Genomic DNA, 17,689 nt, shown 5'->3' with positions numbered 1-17,689 from the left:
GCTCGGCTATCCGGTGAGCCTGGTCAGCCAGGCGGGATCCTGATAGTTCACGGACGTGACGCCGTCCCACACGAAGGGGGTGGAGTTGGCGTTGACGCCGGACAGCGTCGAATAGCCGTTGGCCGCCTTCGTCTTGGCCGTGCCGAGGTCGTCGCCGGACTTGATGCAGGCGATCACGGCGGCGCCGGCGCCGACCGTCTTGGCCAGTTGCGCGAATTCGCCGTCGGTGCGGTCTTCGGCGCCGCCCTCCTGCGGCTGAAAGTTGCTGGCGAACAAGCCCGAATAGAAGTCGCTGTAGAGCTTGGCGTCGTTCTGCGCGGCGACGCAGTAGGTGGCCGCGACCGCGCGGGTCGAATAGGTCCGACTGTGCGAGCGGTCGTCGAGGAAGTTGAGCAAGTGATAGCGCACCGCGAGCTTCTTGTTGTTCACCGCCGCGTCGATGTCGGCGCCGTTCGATCGGATGAAGGTGCCGCACGGCGGGCAGATGGGTTCGTTGAAGATGTCGATCGTCGCCCGTGCGGCCGAACTGCCCACGTACACACCGTCATCGAGCACCCGCAGCGCGACGGCGTCCGGTGGTGGCGGCGGCGAAGGCGGCTCCGGCGGGGACTCAGATTCCCACGGCCGGACCACGGCGAGCAGCGCCCCGACGAGCGCCACGGCGACGGTGGCGGCGACGCCGACCCACAGCCAGGGCCTGCGGCCGGCTTGCGGCGGTGGCGCCCACGGCGGCGGGCCACCGGCGTTGCTCCAGCCCCCAGCACCGCCCCAGCCGGTCGGTTGGGGCACCGGCCCGCCGGGAGCAAATGGCTGGCCGGCGCCCGCAGGGGTGGGCCACGCCGTCGCCGCGGGCGGTGCCGGCGCGATGCCCCCGGGTGCCTGGGCGGCGAATGCCGAAGGCGGCGTTGCCATCTGGGTGCGCGCCAGGATGTCGGTGGCCCGATCCTGGTCGGGTGCGGCCAGCGCCGCGTACGCGGCGGATGACAGGTCACCACAGGTGAGGTAGCGGTCGTCGGGGTTCTTGGCCATGCCGCGGGCGATCACCTCGTCGAAGCCGGCCGGGATGCTGGGCCGCGCCGCGCTGGGCCGTGGGATCGGTTGGTGCACGTGCGCGCCGATCACGCTGAGCTGGTCGCCCGTGTAGGGAGGGGAGCCGGTCAAGCACTCGTACAGCACGCAGGCCAGCGCGTAGATATCGGCGCGATGCGTCACCTGGGAGTCGCCGAACCGTTCCGGGGCCATGTATTTGGCGGTGCCCACGGTGGTGCCGATTTGCGTCAGCTTTTCGTCCGACGTCGCGCTGGCGATGCCGAAATCGACGAGGTAGGCGAAGTCGTCGGCGCTCACCAGGATGTTCTCCGGCTTGACGTCTCGGTGCAGGATGCCGGCCGCGTGGGCGGCGTCGAGCGCCGACCCGATCTGACGGACGATTGCCACCGCCCGCGGCGGCGACAATGGCCCGTACCGCTTCAGCATGCCGGCCAGGTCTTTGCCGTCGACGAGGCGCATGTCGACGTAGAGCTGGCCGTCGATCTCGCCGAAATCGTGGATGGGCACGACGTGGGGTTCGTGCAGCCGCCCGGCGGTGCGCGCCTCGCGCTGCATCCGCGAGCGGAAGACCGGGTCGTTGGACAGCGTCGGCGACATCAGTTTCAGGGCCACCACGCGCTCGCGGACCGTGTCCTCGGCCTCGTAGACGTCGCCCATGCCGCCGCGACCGACCAGCCGCCGCAGCAGGTACGGCCCGAACTGCGAACCCGCCCGCGTATCCGCGGTCGTGTCATCCATCGGCGACTCCTCATCCGCCAGCCCCATGCACCGCAAACCGATTCGTGGCGCTCGCGCGGGCCCTGCCGATGGCGGCGCCGGATCCGCCGGTGCGGTGGCATGCAGGCATAAGGCTAAGGTTTCGGCGACCGCGGGGCACACCGAATAGCGAAAGCCAGCTAATTCGACGGGACGCGCTTAGCGGACGTCGTCATCCCCGGCGGCGCGGTCGGTGAGGCCTTCGCGCGACAGCGCCCGGACGAATCCGTAGGCCTGCATGCCGGCCGGGCCGGGATTGTCGAAGATCCACTCGTTGATCTTTTCCAGCGCGTTGGCCAGGTCGTCGCGCTTGACCCGGACCAGATAGGTTCTGCGGTCGTCGTCCGGGTCCTCGAGTGACTCGGCGACCGCGACGGGGTTCCGGAACGCATACGCGATCCCGTGCACGGCATCGTGATTGAGCGCCCACTGAATTTCGCTGGGGCGCAATCGGTTCACCGCCAGATTCCGATAGTCACGGTCGTGGTCTGAACTGCTCACCTGGCCGGTGATCCTTTTCTGTGTGCAGCGCGGGAGGCGACAAGCCGGGCGTTTTCATCATAGGAACGCTGGCCGCTTGCTGCATGTCGAGCGCTTCTGCGCACCGGTGTCAGCGGGTGTACTTCAGAAACAGGTAGTCGTCGCAGACCAGCGCGTGCGCCAGGCGCATCGTGACTGGCGCGGTCAGCCGCGCCGGGTGCACGCGGTAACCCACCGGCTGGCTCGCGGCGAGCCTGGGGGCGAGGGTGACGCACAGTTCGGTGACGGCGTCGGCCTCGACCAGCTCGTCGAGCAGGGTCGGCCCGCCCTCGCACAGGATGCGGCGCATGCCCTGCTCGCGCAGCATCGCGACGGCCAGGGCCACGTCCACGGTGTCCTCGCCGGCGATCAGGAGGCGCAGCCGGTTGTCCGGCCGGTCGTCACTGTCGAGGCGCGCCGCGGTTCGCGCGCAGGTCACCAGGATCGGTGGTTGTTCGGGATCGCTGAACAGCCGGGCGGGCAGGTCGCCGCTGCGGCTGACGACCGCGATCGGCGGGGGCGCGAATCGCCCCTCGTGGTGCCGCCTGGCCCGCGCCGCGTCGCTGAGCTTCACCGGGCCGTAATTTTCGGCGCGGGCGGTGCCCGCCCCGACCAGGACGACGTCGGCCAGCCCGCGCAGGATCCGCAACAGCCGCTGATCGGTGGGACACGACAGGGGCCCGGCGCGCCCGCCGAACGCGGCGGCGCCGTCGGCGCTGAAGATCATGTTGGCGCGCAGGCTATCCGGGGGATCGGCATAGAACGGCGCGAGTTCGACGATGCTGGGGACGGTGCTGACCCGGGGAGACTGGTCCACCCTCACGCCTCGTGGCCGGGTTCGAGTTGGCGGACGTCGCCGAACGACACCCAGCTTTCCAGCTCCCGTGGCGGGCTGCCGCCGACCGGGGCCAGCAGGTGCCCGACGTGGTCGCCCAGCGGGAAGCGCTCGAGGATCTCGCCGACGAACCAGGCGGCCGCGTCGTCGAGGATGGGCATCCCGTCGGGGCCCGAATGCCAGGAACAGCGGGCGAACTTGTCGATCTTGTCGCTGGTCTGGCCGCCGAAGAGCTCCACGACGTCGAGGTGGTCGTGGTCGAACACGTGCACCGCCAGGTGGGTGGCGTCGCGGGCCGTGCGGAACGTGTGGTTGCGCTGCGACAGGCCGACCAGGAATCGGGGCGGGTGAATGCTGGCCTGGCTGGCGAAACCCACGAGGCAGCCGGCCGGGGTGCCGTTGGCCTGCGTGGTGACGACGAACATCGGATAGTTCAGCACCGCCACCAGCTTGTCGAATGCTTCGGTTTCGGGGTCGGCCATCCGGTCAGTCTTCCGTTGCAAGTGAGTGACATTCAGTGGTCACGCGACTTGCACCCCGTCTCGGGGTTGTTCCCCGGCCTGGTGGCCGGTTCCCTTCCGCGCTTCACGGCCACCAGCCCGCCCAGGCCAGGTCTTACGGTCGGCTCCACGCTTGACGGCGGCCCCAACTGGGCCGACGACGCTAATGGTGTCCTCGTAGCGTGCGAGGTTGATCGCTGCGTTGTCATCACGTTGGTGCGTGAGCGAACAGGCATCACATGTCCAGTATTCATCCCAGCCGATGTCTTGCACATGCCCACAGGCATGGCAGGTTTTCGACGACGGAAACCAGCGGTCAGCGACCGCCAGCTGCGACCCGTACCAGCCGCTCTTGTAAGACAGGAGGCGACGCGCGGCGCCCAGGGCCGCGTCCGACAGTCCACGCCGTCTGGCGCGGGCGCCCGAAAGGCCCTTCTGCCGCAACATTCCCGCCACGTCCAAACCTTCAATAACGATCTGGCCGTGGGTTTGGGCCAGTCTTGTGGTGAAGACGTGCAGGTGATGCGTGCGAACATCGTTGACCCGGCGATGCAGCCGGGAGATCTCGGTGGTGCGCTTACGGTATTGCCGCGAGCCTTTCGCGCAACGCGACCGTGCCCGACAGACCTGCCGCAACCGTTTCAGTGCAGCATCGAGCGGGCGCGGGTTTTGCACCTGTTCGATCACCGTGCCGTCACCGGTGGCGACCGTTGCTAGGCGCCGGACCCCGACATCGACACCCACCCGCGAATCGGGTAGCGCAACGCCGGGCTGTTGGGGGCGTTGCACCAGCACCCGCACCGTGGCGTCCAGCCGGGTGCCGTTGCGGCGCACTGAGATCGCCAACACCCGCGCTCGGCCGGCGCGAATCAGCCGTTCAATCCGGCGGGTGTTCTCATGGGTGCGAACCGTGCCGATCACCGGCAGGGTGAGGTGCCGTCGGTCGGGTTCGACGCGCATCGCGCCGGTGGTGAAGCACACCCGGTCAGCGTCGCGGCCCTTCTTCTTAAAGTGCGGGAACCCGACTCGTTTCCCGGCGCGGTTACCAGCGCGGGAGATCTGCCAATTCCAGTACGCATCGACCGCACCGCGGATTCCGTCGGCGTAGGCTTCCTTCGAGCATTCCGGCCACCACACCGCCCCGGTTTCGGCGTTGATGCAGACCTCGTCCTTGACGGTGTTCCAGCGTTTCCGCAGCACTCGCAGCGAAGGTTTCTCCGTCTCGATGCCGCACGCGTGCCAGGCTTCGATATCAGCTTTCAGGGCCGCGACCGTCCAGTTGTAAGCCTTACGGCGGGCACCGAAGTGCCTGTTCAACGACCTGGCTTGATCCCCGCTAGGGTCCAGGGTGAACCGGAATCCCTGCACTGTCCAACCGTGAGGAACCTCGAATTTTGCCATCACGCCGCCTCACGGTCATCGGCAGCGGCAATTGCCCGCTTAGCCGCCCGCTCGCCATACGAGCGAGCACACATCGACGTCAGGATCTCCGTCATATCGGCCACCAGATCGTCACCAGACTCGGCTGAGTCCGCGCATACACAGCGGTACGACAGCGCAGGCCAACACCCCCGTGTGCCGTCGACGAGATCAGCCCACCCACCCCACCGCGCAGGCAGGGGCAGGCAGGGGCGAAAGCAGCGATACACGGTCACCGAGACAACACGGTTGCGCTCAGCCCACGCCGCGAGACTCATACCTCTGTTCCTACAACACACCACCGACAACTACCGGCCACTGACACCGCAATCAGCTACTAGCCCCGTCACATAACCGGCGGAATCGCGCTACGCGCTTTGTGCGCCGGCGGGGTTTGCTTGGCGCCGCCCGTCGTTCTCCCCGGGGCGGTCACCGGGGAACGCTCGCAACGGTCGCAGTTCGTCGAAACATGCTGTGAATCAACCGCATAACGGAGCATGTCCCCGTCGGAGCGCCGGGGAATCGTGTTCCTGCGATTTGGACGACGAGCGGGCCCGCGCGGCCATGGCGCTCCGAGACCGGTTCATGAGGAATCGCTGTTGCGCCGCAAGGCAATTCGACTAGTGAGCCGCCGGATCGCGTAGGCGGCGACGCCGACGCCCAGCACCGCCACCCCGGACAGCACCGACCACCGCGGCATCGCGAAAGCCAGCACCACGCATCCGAGCAATCCGACCACCGGGACGACCCGGGGCGGTCGGCCCTCGTCGCGCCCGAGGGTGAACGCCGAGGCATTGGCGACCGCGTAGTAGATCAGCACGGCGAACGAGGAAAACCCGATGGCGTCGCGCAGGTCGGTGGTGGCGGCCAGGACCGCCACCACGACGCCGATCAGCAGTTCGGCGCGGTGGGGCACCCGGGTTCGCGGGTGCACGGCGGCCAGCGGGTGGGGCAGATGGCGGTCGCGCGCCATGGCCAAGGTGGTGCGCGAGACGCCGAGAATCAATGCCAGCAGCGAGCCCACCGCCGCGACCGCCGCGCCCGCCTGAACCAGGGGAACCAGCGGGCCGGCGCCCGCCGCGCCGGCCGTTTCGGCCAGCGGCGCGGCGCTCCGGGCCAGCCGGGTCGGCCCCAGCACGGACAGGGCCGCGATCGCCACCAGGGCATAGACACCCAGGGCGATGGTCAGTGCCAGCGGTATCGCCCGCGGAATGGTGCGGGCCGGGTCGCGCACCTCCTCGCCCAGGGTCGCGATGCGCGCGTATCCGGCGAAGGCGAAAAACAACAGTCCGGCGGCCTGCACCACACCGCCGGCGGTCGCGCCCTGCAGGCGGAACGGATCGAAGCCGGGCCGTCCCGAGCCGAGCGCGGCGACGATCACCGCCGCCAGCACGGCCAGCACCAGCGCGACGATGATGCGGGTCAGCCAGGCCGACTTCTGCACTCCCGCATAGTTCACCGCGGTCAGCGCGACCACCACCGCCACGGCTACCGCGTGCGCCTGCGCGGGCCAGACGTAGGCGCCGACGGTCAGGGCCATCGCCGCGCACGAGGCGGTCTTGCCGACGACGAAGCCCCACCCCGCCAGGTAGCCCCAGAACTCGCCCAGCCGCTGTTGGCCGTAGACGTAGGTGCCGCCCGAGGCGGGATAGCGCGCGGCCAGCCGCGCGGAGGACGTGGCGTTGCAGTAGGCCACCACCGCCGCGAGCGCCAGGCCCAGCAGCAGTCCCGAACCGGCGGCGCGCGCCGCCGGGCCCAGTGCGGCGAAAATCCCGGCGCCGATCATCGAGCCCAGCCCGATCACCACCGCGTCGAAGACTCCCAGGCTCCGGCGAAGCTCGCCGCCGCCGGATGGCGCGCTCATCCGAGTGGGTTGTTCTGGCGCACTCCGCGATACATGCCCCAGCGCACGAACCACGGCATCACCACGCGTTCGACCGACCAGGACGGGAAGCGGAAGGCGTGGCCGGAGGGCAGGAACACCTCCAGGCCGTTGGGCTGGATGCCGACCAACGAGCCCCAGCGCCGCGTCGGCGCGCGATAGGTGCGCAGCGGGCGTCCCGCGAACTCGGCGAGGACGTTTCGCGCCACCAGGGCGTCGCCGCGATTGCGGGCGGAGCTGCGCAGGGGGTCGGTGGCCGCGACGTCGCCGAGCGCGAAGACGCCCCGCTGACCGGGCACCCGCAGGTCCGGCGTGACGCGCACAAACCCACGCTCGTCGAGCAATTCCGGTGGCAGCCAACCGGTGTTGGGCCGCACCCGCCCGATCGCCCAGAGCACGGCGTCGGCGTCCGCCGGGGGTTGTCCGGTGCTCCAGCGCACCGGCTCGTCGGTGAGTTCGTCGCCGGCGAAGCCTTCGCCGATCACCGCGCGGTGGCCGGGGTGCACGCCGACGCCCAGCCCGCTCAGCCGGGCGCGGATCCGCTGCCAGGTCCGCGGGTGATACTCCTGAAGCGCGGACTCGCGGGGGAAGTACAGGTCGATTCGCTTGTCCGGCCAGGTGGTCGCCATGTTGAGGGCGCTGCTGACGGCCGCCGCGCCGCCGCCCACCACAATCACCGACTCGGCGGCGGCCAGCCGGTCGTGCGCGGCGCGCAGCCCCGCGCCGATCTCGGCGGCGGACTGCAACGTCGGCTGGCGCCAGAACCCGTTGCTGACCCCGGTCGAGATGACAAGCGCGTCGTAGGGTTCGGCGATCGTCGCGCCGTCTTGGCCCCGGCCGAAGACGATGCGGGCGCCCAGGTCCACCCCGGTCAGCGTCGCCTGCACCGTGCGGACGCGATCCAGGCGGCGGAACCGGTCGAACGGGATCCAGTAATCGCGGGCCCAATCGTGCGGGCGGGACAGCCGGACGCCGAGTTCCTGGCCGCTGACCAGCGCGGGTTTGGCCGAGATCCCGACGACGTCGGCGTCCCGCGACAGCCGGATCGCCGCGAGGACGCCCGCGTCCCCGAGTCCCGCGACGACGACGCGCTTTCGGTTCATGGCGCTATCCTGCCCTGCGTGCGGTGTGGACGAACGCCGACGAGCCGATAGCGGGGGAGGCCACATCAGTTGGACGCTCTTCTGCGCGCCCTCGTGCGGGCCTCGGCCCCCCGTCCCGCCGCGGCACAGCGCGCCGCCAAGGACTTCGAGAAGGGTTTGTTCCCGGCGGTTGCCGCCGAGATCCGGTGGGCGTTCACGCCGCCGCGCACCTGGCTGATGGGGGTGGTGGCCAACGTGATCGTCGCCGCCGCCTGGCTGCTGGTGCAGCCGCTGACCCCGGTGGGCCATCACCACGATTGGGTGATCCTGGTGGGCACCTACTTCTCGTCGTGGGTCCTCGCCGACGTGACCACCACCAACTTCCTGGGCGCGGATCATTACCGCATCGTTCGGGGCCTGTCCGCGGGGGTGCCGTTCGGGCGAATCCTGTTGATCAAGAACCTCGCCCTGCTCGCGATCGTCGGGTTGCCCACCCTGGCCGCCGCGACGGTGTTGACGCTGTGGCTCGAAACGCCTGCGCGCCTGGGCATTACGATCCCCACCGTGGCGGTTCCCATCGTGTCGTGGCTGGGCGTGGGAAACCTCATCTCGGTGCTGCACCCGGTCAGCGTCGAGCCGCTGGTCCGGCGCTGGCGCCAGCGCGGCGATCTGCGCCGCACGCGCAGCTGGCTGCTGGCGCTCGCGCTGCCGTACGCGCTGTACTACGTGGCCGACCCGATGAACGGTGTGGAACACCGGGTGCTGTGGCAGCAGGTGCCCGCCCTGGTCTGGCCGGTGTTCGGGCGCGACACCAAGAGCCTTGTCCACGTTGCCATCGCGGTCACCGTGTGGGTCGCGTGCAGCGTCGCCGCGCTCGGATGGGTGCGCCGGCGCGGGCTGCAGGTCAGGTGAGCTGCGGCTTGATCTCTTCGATGACCCACTGCGCGTAGTCGAGGTATTCGTCCACGCCGCCGACGGCCGGAACGGGGACCGCGGTCATCGTCACGCCCTGCTCGGCGAGCCAGCCCAACCGGTCGACGATCTGCGCCGCGCTCATGCCCGGCCGATCGCTTGCGTCGCGGCGCGCGACGTGTCCTTCGCCGACCCGGTTGGTGCCCAGCCCGTGCATCACCTCGAAAGGCCGCCCGTCATAGGAGGGTTGGGACTTGATGTAGTCCAGCTTTTCGGCGATCTGCTCGGGCTTGGTTAGGAACGGCCACCAGCCCGAACCAAAGGTGGCGGCCCTGCGCAACGCGGCGTCGGCGTCGCCGCCGATCCAGATCGGGAGATGGGGTTTTTGAACGGGTTTCGGCTCGAAGGCGATGTCGGCGAACGACACGTAGCGTCCTTCGAATGTCGGCGCGTCACTGGTCCACAGTTCGACGATGGCCGCCAGGTACTCGTCGGCGATCCGCCCGCGTTCCGCGAACGGCACGCCCACGAGCTCGAACTCCCGTGCCAGCCATCCGACGCCGAACGTGACCATCATCCGGCCGCCACTCATCCAGTCGGCGGTGGCAAGCGCTTTGGCCAGCACGATCGGATGCTGCAGCGGCAGGATGGTGATGCAGGAATTGACGGCGACCCGTTCGGTGGCGCCGGCGATGAAGGCCTGGGCCACCGTCGAATGCAGGTAGTGCGGCCCGGACAACTCGACGTGGTCGGTCGGGATGACGAGATGTTCGGGCACCGCGATCATGTCGTAGCCCCACCGGTCGGCGCACCGCATCATGCGCCGCTGTTCGGGGCCCGTGACGGTCGCTTCCCAGGGTTGCGAAATCGCCTTGAGGCGCAGCATGTGCGGAACGGGAAAGGAGAATTTCACGGGCGTCCCAGCCAGCGGTCCATGTCCCCCAATCTAGGGTGCGTGTTGTTAACCTGGCCACGTGGACTCCGAAACGGACCCTGCCAGCAAAAAGCCGACGAACGCGGCATTGGCCGCGACCAGTCGCGCGTTGCTGTGCATGATGTCCTACGAGGAGGAGATCTCCGGCTACGACCTCAAGAAGTGGATCGACTGGAGCGTCGATCTGTACTACTGGAGCCCGTCCTATAGCCAGATCTATACGGAGCTGAAGAAGCTGGAGGGCTTGGGACTGGTCACGTCGCGCGTCGAGCGGGACGAGGGCACCCGCACCCGCCGGCTCTACAAGATCACCGAAGCCGGCATGGCAGCCGCAATCGAGTGGGTCAACGACGCGCCGGTGGACCCGCCGGTACTCAAACACAGTGTGCTGCTTCGGGTTACGTTCGGTCACCTCACCAATCCGGCTCGGCTCAAGGAACTTCTGCAAGAGCACGTGGCGTTCGCCGACGCCCGCCACCGCAAGGCGGTGGAGGATGCCGACGGCGCCGAGGGCGAACCCGCGTGGGCGTATTCGGTGATCGCGTTGCGCTGGGCGGCCAAGTATTACGCCGCCGAGCGTGAGTTCGCGCTGGAGCTCATGAAAGACATCGACGAGGCCGACGCCGTCCTGAAGAACGCCGAGAAGGGCGGGTTCGGCAAGGCGCGCCCCACGCCGGGGTATTGGCGCGAAATCGAGAAGCAGGTCCAGGCGAAGCGCGAGCGCGACTAGTCGTTCGGAGACCGTTTCCGTCGGCAGTCACCGGTCTCGCCGGTACGGCCGGCCCTCCCGCCTCCCGCAAATGCTTTTCGGATAACGGAAATGTATATTGAAATCCCTTGTGTCACTGTGGTTTCAGGGGTCTCAAAGCGGGGATTCTTGTCGGTGGTGCCCGATAGTTTGGCGGTGTGAGTCCAAGTAGTCAGGCTGAGGTCGACGCGGTGTTCGCCGCGCTCGATGCCGATTTGGACCGTGCCTGCGCGTTGTCGTTGGAGGCGTTGAGCATTCAGCAGCAGCTGGCGGTGTTGGAGCGCTGCGAACGGTTGCGCCGGCGGCTGCCGGTGATCGAGCATCCGGTGATCAATTCGCTGTTCCGCCAGGCCCCTACCCAAGAACTCGGTGCGGCGCTGCCCCGGGCATTGTCTGACCGCCTGCTGATCCGCCACGCCGAAGCCTCCCGGCGCATCAAAGAAGCCCATGACCTGGGACCGCGCCATGGGCTGACCGGTGAACCGATCCCCCCTGTGCTGGCCGCGACCGCGGCCGCCCAACGCGACGGCAGGCTGGGGGCCGGCCAGGTCGCGGTGATCCGCACCTTCTACCACCAACTGCCCGGATGGGTCGACGGTGCCACTCGCGAGCAGGCCGAGGCCCGCCTGGCCGAACTGGGCACCCAATTTCCTCCTGAGCACCTGCGCGAGTTGGCCCGCACGATGACCAACACGCTCAACCCCGATGGCACCTTCACCGACGACGACCGCGCCCGCAAACGCGGGGTCACCCTGGGCAACCAACAAGCCGATGGCATGTCAGCGCTGACGGGACTGATCACCCCCGAGCTGCGCGCCACCCTCGAAGCCGTGGAAGCCAAACTGGGTGCCCCGGGCATGTGTAACCCACTCGACGAGACGCCGTGTGTGGACGGTGCGCCCAGCCAAGCCGCCATCGACGCGGACTCGCGCTCGGCCGCCCAACGCACCCACGACGCCCTGCTGGCCGCCCTGCGTGGGCTGCTGGCCTCCGGGGAGTTGGGTCAGCACAACGGGTTACCGGCCTCGATCATCGTCACCACGACCCTGGCCGAGCTCGAGGCCGCCGCCGGGCGCGGCTTGACCGGTGGGGGCACCATCGTGCCGATGAGCGATGTGATCCGCCTGGGCCGCCACGCCCACCATTACCTGGCGATTTTCGACAAGGGCAAGGCGCTGGCGCTCTATCACACCAAGCGGCTGGCCTCCCCGGGGCAGCGGATCGTGTTGTACGCCAAGGACCGTGGCTGCACCGCCCCGGGCTGCACCGTGTCGGGCTACCTATCGGAGGTCCACCACGTCACCGACTACAGCAAGTGCCACACCACCGACGTCAACGACCTCACCTTCGCCTGCGGCCCGCATCACCGCATGCTCCAACCCGGCGGCTGGCTGACCCGCAAGGACGCCAAGGGCGACACCGAATGGATACCACCACCACACTTCGACCGTGGACAACCTCGCACCAACACCTACCACCGCCCCGAAAAACTGCTCCGCGACGGCGACGAGGATGAAGAAGCCGACAATCCGGGGGCGGCATGACACTTCGCGATCGCCGCTAGCTCCGATGGCGCCGACCCGCTTCGCCCGGCTGCGCCGCGCTCGCGATCGCCGCTAGATCCGATGGCGCCGACCCGCTTCGCCCGGCTGGGCCGCGCTCGCGATCGCCGCTAGGTCCGATGGCGCCGACCCGCTTCGCCCGGCTGCGCCGCGCTCGCGCTCGCCGCTAGGTCCGATGGCGCCGACCCGCTTCGCCCGGCTGGGCCGCGCTCGCGATCGCCGCGTCCTGGGCCGCGATGTAGCCGTACACCAGGCCCTGCGCGATCGTCGCGCCTGCACCGGGATACGTCGTGCCGAAGGCATTGGCGGCGGTGTTGCCGATCGCGTACAACCCGGCGATCACGCCGCCATCCTCACGCAGCACCCGCGCCCGCTCGTCGGTCCTGAGCCCACCGCAGGTGCCCAGATCGGACAGCACCACCTTCACGGCGTAGAAGGGGCCTTTGACCAACGGACGCAGATTCGGGTTCGGCTTGACCGTCGGGTCGCCGTAATAGCGGTCGTACGCGCTGCGGCCGCGGCCGAAGTCGGGATCCTCGCCTGCGGCGGCGTTGTGGTTGAACCGCGTCATCGTCTCGAAGAACGCCGACACCGGCACGCCGATCCGCGCGCCCAGATCGGTGAGATTATCGGCCCGGGCCGCGATGCCGGCGTAATACCAGGCCTGCGGGACGCGCATGCGCGGGAACAGTTCGGCGCCAAAGACATAACTGTTGCGGTACTGCTGGTCGAAGATGATCCACATCGCCACGACCGGGCTGCCGGATCGCTCCAGCTCGAGCACCCGCTGCCCGAACGTCATGTAATCGGTCGCCTCGTTGGCGAACCGGCGCCCGTGCTGGTCCACGATGAGGCAGCCCGGAAGCGACCGCTCGGCCAGCATCACCGCGGGCGCCTTGCCGGGCAACGGCGCGATGGCGGGGAACCACCACGCCTGATCCATCAGGTCGATGCCGGCGCCGAGTTCCTGGCCCGCCCGGATGCCGTCGCCGGTGTTGGCCGCGGCGCCGAGGCTGAGATCGGCGCCCAACGACTCCGATTGAAACTTCCACCGCATGTCCATGCTGTGGTCGAAACCGCCGGTCGCCAGCACCACGCCGCGCCGTGCGGTGATCGTCACTTCGCGACCGCGGTGTTCGACGACGGCGCCCGTCACGCGTTCACCGTCGCGGACGAGGCGCACGAGCGCGGTGTCGGTCCACACGGGGATTCCGGCGCGCAGCACACCGGTGAACAGCCCCGCCGCCAGGCCCTGACCGCCCGCCGCGTAGCGGCGGCCCAGCATGCGCCCCGCGACGCCCTGCGCCAATCGCTTGCCGTACGTGGGAATGCCCTTGCGCGGCATCCGGGCGACCAGATTCATCCAGCGGTAGTCGGCGCCCGTCGTCGGCATCGGAACACTGACCTCCATCAGGCCGGGCTCCAGCCGGGTGCGGTACTCGCCGAGCAGCGAGGTGTCGAACGGGAGGCATTCGCAGGTGCGGCCGGCCGCGCTGCCGCCGGGCGCCTCGGGGTGGTAGTCGGAATAGTCGCGGGCCCAGAACAGCCGCAGCGGCGTCATGCGGCGCAGCATGTCCACCGTCGCCGACACGTGCGCGAGGAACCCGGCCGATCGCTGCGCGGGCGCCGACCCGGCGACCACCGAGTCCAGATAGGCGCCGGCGCTTTCGGCGGTGTCACCGGCGCCGGCCTCGGCCAGCACCGGGCTGGCCGGCAGCCACAGCGCGCCGCCGGACCGGGCGGTCGAGCCGCCCACGTACGACGATTTCTCCACGATCAACGCCGACAACCCGGCTTCGTGGGCGGCCAGCGCCGCGGCCATGCCGGTGCCGGAGCCGACGACGAGCAGATCGACGGCGGTGTCGGCCACGGGAAGCCCGGCGGGGATCGTCGTGCTGCGCGTCGTCACGCCCGAAACGGTAGGCCGCGCCGGCGCGATACCGGAAGAGCCGTCCTGATGAGTGGAACAACCCGGTCCACACGCCGGCCGGGGAGAGTTGAATCGCGCCCATGACGTCGCAGACTGAGGCCTACGAAATCCGGTTGATAGAAGCGCAGGCGGCGCCGACGCGGTTCGCCCGCGGCTGGCACTGCCTGGGACTGATCCGGGACTTCGCCGACGGCAAACCCCACGCGATCAACGCCTTCGGACAGAAGCTCGTCGTGTTCCGCAGCGGTGACGGCAACATCAACGTGCTCGACAGCTATTGCCGGCACATGGGCGGCGACCTGTCCCAGGGCGAGGTGAAGGGCGACGAGATCGCCTGCCCGTTCCACGACTGGCGCTGGGGCGGCGACGGCCGCTGCAAGCAGGTGCCCTACAGCCGCCGCACCCCCAAACTGGCCCGCACACAAGCCTGGACGACGCTGCAGCAGGACGGCATGCTGTTCGTCTGGAACGACCCCGAGCGCAAACCGCCGCCACCGGACGTGACGATCCCGCGCATCGAAGGCGCGACCAGCGACCAGTGGACCGACTGGCATTGGTACACCACGGTCGTGGGAAGCAACTGCCGCGAAATCATCGACAACGTCGTGGATATGGCGCACTTCTTCTACATTCACGGCTCGTTGCCCACGTACTTCAAGAACATCTTCGAGGGACATGTCGCCACGCAGTACATGAACGGCGGCAGCCGGCCGGACATGGGTGGCACCGGGTCGCAGATGCTTGGGACGACGTCGGTGGCGTCCTACTACGGCCCCTCGTTCATGATCGATGACCTGACGTATCACTACGAGCACGGCGACGCCAACACGATCCTCATCAATTGCCACTATCCGATCGACGCGAATTCGTTTGTGCTGCAATACGGCATCATCGTGAAAAAGTCGGAGGTGATGCCCGACGACCAGGCGATGGAGACCGCGATCACCCTCGGCGACTACGTCAAGCTCGGTTTCGAGCAGGACGTCGAGATCTGGCGGCACAAGGCGCGCATCGACAACCCGCTCCTGGTCGAGGAGGACGGGCCGGTCTATCAGCTGCGCCGCTGGTATCAGCAGTTCTACGTCGACGTCGCCGACGTGCAACCGGACATGGTGGACCGCTTCGAATTCGAGCTCGACACCACCCGGCCCTACGAGGCGTGGATGAAAGAGGTCGAGGCCAACTTGGCGGCTAAGGCCTGATGATGATGAAAACAACTGTGCGCGAGGATAATCGGCTCGACGAGATGCCGATGGCCCCGATCACGTGCCGCGAATGCGGTGCCCGGGTGCTGGCGCGCAAGAGCAGCTGGAACCAGACGAGTGTGCAGTGGAACGCCAATGCCGCCAAGCGCTGCATCGAGCGCGGCGAGGCCGAACGCCTGGCCGGCCATCACCGCGGGCCGTTCCTGGCGTGTAGCGCACTGCGGGACTCGATCCAGCGCGCCGTCGCGACAGGAGAATTGGCGATCGTCGACAGCCTAATCTGACGTAGTCTGACCACCGTGAGTGGTGAAGGACGGGTGGCGGTGGTGACCGGCGCCAGCCGCGGCGCCGGTCGCGGCATCGCGGCCGCACTGGCCAACCGCGGCTGGTGCGTCTATGCGACAAGCCGCAGCATCGGCGACGCTCCGCCCGGTGTCGTGGCCGTTCGTATCGATCATGGAGACGACGACGCCGTCGAGGGCTTGTTCGACCGCGTCCGACGCGAGAGCGGGCGGCTGGACCTCCTGGTCAACAACGCCGCGGCGATCTCCGATGATCTGGTTGGCGCAAAGCCCTTCTGGGAGAAGCCGCTCGGTCTGGCCGATGTGCTCGATGTGGGGTTGCGATCGTCGTACGTGGCGTCATGGTGCGCCGCGCCACTGCTGGTCGCGGCCGGGCGCGGCCTGATCGCCTTTACGTCGTCGCCGGGGTCGGTTTGCTACATGCACGGCCCCGCCTACGGCGCGCAGAAGGCCGGGGTCGACAAGATGGTCGCGGACATGGCGGTGGATTTCCAGGGCACCGGGGTTGCCACTGTGTCGATCTGGATGGGCATCCTGCTGACCGAGAAGATGCGCGCCGCATTCAATTCGGATCCGGCCGGGCTCGCCGCGATGGCCGAGCATGCCGAAACCCCGGAGTTCACCGGGTATGTGCTCGATGCGCTGTTCGGCGATCCGCGACTGGCGGAGCTGAGCGGGCAGGCGCTGATCGGGGCGGAACTCGCGCAGGGCTACGGCATCACCGACGAGGGTGGCCGCCGCCCACCGTCGCACCGGGACATGCTCGGCTCGCCCCGGATGCCGAGCACCGTGGTGGTGCGCTAGCGATCGTCACGCACCGAAGACATCGAGTGCTCCGACGTACGCGCGGTTGGCCTTGATCCGCTCCGTCAAGCACCAGGATCCGTCGGGGCGGCGCCGCCACGTGTCGTGATAGTCGCCGATGGTGTAGAACCGGGTCGACGGGTCGGCCGTTGCGTTCAGGTGGACATCGCGGATGTAGGCGCGGCTCACTGCGGTATCTCCGGTGACGTCGATGATGACGTTGCCCAAGAAGTGTTGGGTGGGACCGCATTTGTCGAGGAACTCGCGAATCACGTCGATGATCGCCGTCCTTCCCTGCCGCCGCCCCGTCCCCAGATCACCCTCCGCGTCCTCGTCGAGGATCTCGGCCATCGCCGCCCAATCGCGCTCGTCCATGGCGCGGGCGAACAGGTTCAGCGCGCGTTGCACGTCACGCTCGTCGCACAGCTCTTGCAATCGATCAGTAACCATGTCAGGCGTGCGCGCCGCCGTCGACGCGAATCTCCGTTCCGGTGACGAACGCGCCGTCGTCGGAAGCGACCATGGCGATCACCGCGGCGACCGCGCTTGCGTCGCCGAGGATTTCGCTGTCCGCACCGTGCAGCAGCGGAGTTTGCTTGGCCCACAGACCCAGGTCATAGCCATCGGGCATTTTCTCGAGCGTGCTGTTGGCCAGCGCCGTTGAGATCCCGCCGGGCTGGATGTTCACCGCGCGCAGCCCCTGCTTGGAGTACTCCAGCGCCAGCGAATGGGTGAAACTCAAGATGCCGCCCTTGCTGGCGGCATACGCGGCCATGTAGGGGTGGGCGAACGAGGCGGCGGTCGAGGTGAAGTTGACGACGACACCGCGGCCGGATTCGAGCAGCGCCGGCAGCGCCTGGCGCGTCATCAGGAAGGTGCCGGTCAGATTGACCGCCAGCGTCCGGTTCCAATCGGCCAGGGTGGTCTCGTGAGTGTGCGAACAGGTCTGCACGGCAGCGACATTGATGAGTACCTCGAGGCCGCCCAGGTCGGCCGCCGCGGCATCGACGGCGGCAATGACCTCGTCCTCGACGGAGATATCGAGCACCGCGGTGGTCAGTCGCTTGGCGGTGCCGGCCTCGTCGGCGGCGGTCGCCGTGCGCGCCAACCCGTCCGCCGAGACGTCGTAGGCCACGACGGTGGCCCCCTCGTCGAGCAGCCGGGCCACGGTGGCCTGTCCGATGCCGGCGCCGGCACCGGTGACGATAACCCGCCGATCGGCGAAACGATCCATGTTGCAAGGTCTTTC

General features: G+C 68.6%; 17 protein-coding genes and 1 pseudogene. 6 read left to right on the top strand and 12 right to left on the bottom strand.

What is annotated here, in order from left to right; genetic code table 11:
- Positions 1-6: 6 nt before the first annotated feature.
- The 8 genes and pseudogenes from K883_RS22125 to K883_RS22095 all read right to left on the bottom strand — a co-directional run bounded on the left by K883_RS22125 (position 7) and on the right by K883_RS22095 (position 8,064).
- Positions 7-1,788, bottom strand: coding sequence for a serine/threonine protein kinase PknE (locus K883_RS22125; protein ID WP_036455929.1), 1,782 nt, complete (start codon positions 1,786-1,788; stop codon positions 7-9).
- Between the two features lie 177 nt (positions 1,789-1,965).
- Positions 1,966-2,307, bottom strand: a complete 342-nt coding sequence (locus K883_RS22120) for a hypothetical protein (protein WP_008257297.1) — start codon at positions 2,305-2,307, stop codon at positions 1,966-1,968.
- Positions 2,308-2,416: 109 nt separating this feature from the next.
- A complete protein-coding gene (locus K883_RS22115) occupies positions 2,417-3,142 on the bottom strand; it encodes a pyrimidine reductase family protein (protein WP_008257295.1) in 726 nt (241 codons plus the stop codon).
- Between the two features lie 2 nt (positions 3,143-3,144).
- Entirely contained in the window at positions 3,145-3,642 is a 498-nt protein-coding gene (locus tag K883_RS22110) for a flavin reductase family protein (protein ID WP_008257293.1), read from the bottom strand.
- A gap of 39 nt (positions 3,643-3,681) precedes the next feature.
- Complete coding sequence (gene tnpB, locus K883_RS22105) at positions 3,682-5,061, bottom strand: IS607 family element RNA-guided endonuclease TnpB (protein ID WP_008257291.1); 1,380 nt, start codon at positions 5,059-5,061, stop codon at positions 3,682-3,684.
- Positions 5,061-5,201, bottom strand: a pseudogene (locus tag K883_RS28420) (IS607 family transposase); the annotation flags it as partial. The pseudogene K883_RS28420 and the gene tnpB, both read right to left, overlap by 1 nt.
- A 461-nt stretch (positions 5,202-5,662) precedes the next feature.
- Positions 5,663-6,943: an APC family permease gene (locus tag K883_RS22100; protein ID WP_020822694.1), complete on the bottom strand. Its 1,281-nt coding sequence runs from the start codon at positions 6,941-6,943 to the stop codon at positions 5,663-5,665.
- The gene (locus tag K883_RS22095) at positions 6,940-8,064 is read right to left on the bottom strand and encodes an FAD-dependent oxidoreductase (RefSeq protein WP_020822693.1); all 1,125 of its coding nucleotides are present in this window, start codon (positions 8,062-8,064) and stop codon (positions 6,940-6,942) included. Before K883_RS22095 ends, K883_RS22100 begins: the two co-directional genes overlap by 4 nt.
- Positions 8,065-8,157: 93 nt before the next feature.
- On the opposite strand from K883_RS22095, the gene K883_RS22090 reads away from it, so the two are divergent.
- The gene (locus K883_RS22090) at positions 8,158-8,955 is read left to right on the top strand and encodes a hypothetical protein (RefSeq protein WP_036455927.1); all 798 of its coding nucleotides are present in this window, start codon (positions 8,158-8,160) and stop codon (positions 8,953-8,955) included.
- Here K883_RS22090 and K883_RS22085 read toward each other — a convergent pair.
- On the bottom strand, positions 8,948-9,868 hold the full coding sequence (locus K883_RS22085) for a TIGR03619 family F420-dependent LLM class oxidoreductase (protein WP_036455877.1): 921 nt from the start codon (positions 9,866-9,868) through the stop codon (positions 8,948-8,950). The genes K883_RS22090 and K883_RS22085 overlap by 8 nt on opposite strands.
- Before the next feature lie 61 nt (positions 9,869-9,929).
- On the opposite strand from K883_RS22085, the gene K883_RS22080 reads away from it, so the two are divergent.
- Positions 9,930-10,619 (top strand): PadR family transcriptional regulator, encoded by a 690-nt coding sequence (locus K883_RS22080; protein WP_036455875.1) that lies wholly within the window; start codon positions 9,930-9,932, stop codon positions 10,617-10,619.
- A gap of 176 nt (positions 10,620-10,795) precedes the next feature.
- Complete coding sequence (locus K883_RS22075) at positions 10,796-12,181, top strand: HNH endonuclease signature motif containing protein (RefSeq protein WP_036455873.1); 1,386 nt, start codon at positions 10,796-10,798, stop codon at positions 12,179-12,181.
- Positions 12,182-12,365: 184 nt separating this feature from the next.
- On the opposite strand, the gene K883_RS22070 is transcribed toward K883_RS22075, so the two are convergent.
- On the bottom strand, positions 12,366-14,108 hold the full coding sequence (locus tag K883_RS22070; protein ID WP_156035654.1) for a 3-ketosteroid-delta-1-dehydrogenase: 1,743 nt from the start codon (positions 14,106-14,108) through the stop codon (positions 12,366-12,368).
- Between the two features lie 101 nt (positions 14,109-14,209).
- On the opposite strand from K883_RS22070, the gene K883_RS22065 reads away from it, so the two are divergent.
- From K883_RS22065 to K883_RS22055, 3 genes are read left to right on the top strand one after another with little or no spacing between them, the layout of a single operon-like run.
- Positions 14,210-15,331: a Rieske 2Fe-2S domain-containing protein gene (locus K883_RS22065; protein WP_036455871.1), complete on the top strand. Its 1,122-nt coding sequence runs from the start codon at positions 14,210-14,212 to the stop codon at positions 15,329-15,331.
- A gap of 2 nt (positions 15,332-15,333) precedes the next feature.
- Positions 15,334-15,618: a ferredoxin gene (locus tag K883_RS22060; RefSeq protein ID WP_086427192.1), complete on the top strand. Its 285-nt coding sequence runs from the start codon at positions 15,334-15,336 to the stop codon at positions 15,616-15,618.
- A 33-nt stretch (positions 15,619-15,651) separates the two neighbouring features.
- Positions 15,652-16,440 carry an SDR family NAD(P)-dependent oxidoreductase gene (locus tag K883_RS22055; protein ID WP_081914401.1) on the top strand — a complete coding sequence of 263 codons (789 nt, stop codon included), beginning with the start codon at positions 15,652-15,654 and terminating at the stop codon, positions 16,438-16,440.
- Positions 16,441-16,446: 6 nt separating this feature from the next.
- Here K883_RS22055 and K883_RS22050 read toward each other — a convergent pair whose 3' ends face one another.
- Entirely contained in the window at positions 16,447-16,875 is a 429-nt protein-coding gene (locus K883_RS22050; RefSeq protein WP_036455923.1) for a nuclear transport factor 2 family protein, read from the bottom strand.
- Between the two features lie 16 nt (positions 16,876-16,891).
- The gene (locus K883_RS22045) at positions 16,892-17,674 is read right to left on the bottom strand and encodes an SDR family NAD(P)-dependent oxidoreductase (protein ID WP_036455867.1); all 783 of its coding nucleotides are present in this window, start codon (positions 17,672-17,674) and stop codon (positions 16,892-16,894) included.
- Between the last annotated feature and the right edge of the window lie 15 nt (positions 17,675-17,689).

The organism is Mycobacterium sp. TKK-01-0059 (assembly GCF_000709305.1).
Classification (GTDB): domain Bacteria; phylum Actinomycetota; class Actinomycetes; order Mycobacteriales; family Mycobacteriaceae; genus Mycobacterium; species Mycobacterium intracellulare.
Note: the sequence above shows the minus strand (reverse complement) of the source record. Positions and strands in the feature narration are given on the sequence as shown.

Coding starts and splice junctions, on each gene's coding strand:
- K883_RS22095 (WP_020822693.1), bottom strand. CDS start 8,064: ATGAACCGAAAGCGCGTCGTCGTCGCGGGACTCGGGGACGCGGGCGTC.
- K883_RS22110 (WP_008257293.1), bottom strand. CDS start 3,642: ATGGCCGACCCCGAAACCGAAGCATTCGACAAGCTGGTGGCGGTGCTG.
- K883_RS22045 (WP_036455867.1), bottom strand. CDS start 17,674: ATGGATCGTTTCGCCGATCGGCGGGTTATCGTCACCGGTGCCGGCGCC.
- K883_RS22060 (WP_086427192.1), top strand. CDS start 15,334: ATGATGAAAACAACTGTGCGCGAGGATAATCGGCTCGACGAGATGCCG.
- tnpB (WP_008257291.1), bottom strand. CDS start 5,061: ATGGCAAAATTCGAGGTTCCTCACGGTTGGACAGTGCAGGGATTCCGG.
- K883_RS22125 (WP_036455929.1), bottom strand. CDS start 1,788: ATGGATGACACGACCGCGGATACGCGGGCGGGTTCGCAGTTCGGGCCG.
- K883_RS22065 (WP_036455871.1), top strand. CDS start 14,210: ATGACGTCGCAGACTGAGGCCTACGAAATCCGGTTGATAGAAGCGCAG.
- K883_RS22100 (WP_020822694.1), bottom strand. CDS start 6,943: ATGAGCGCGCCATCCGGCGGCGGCGAGCTTCGCCGGAGCCTGGGAGTC.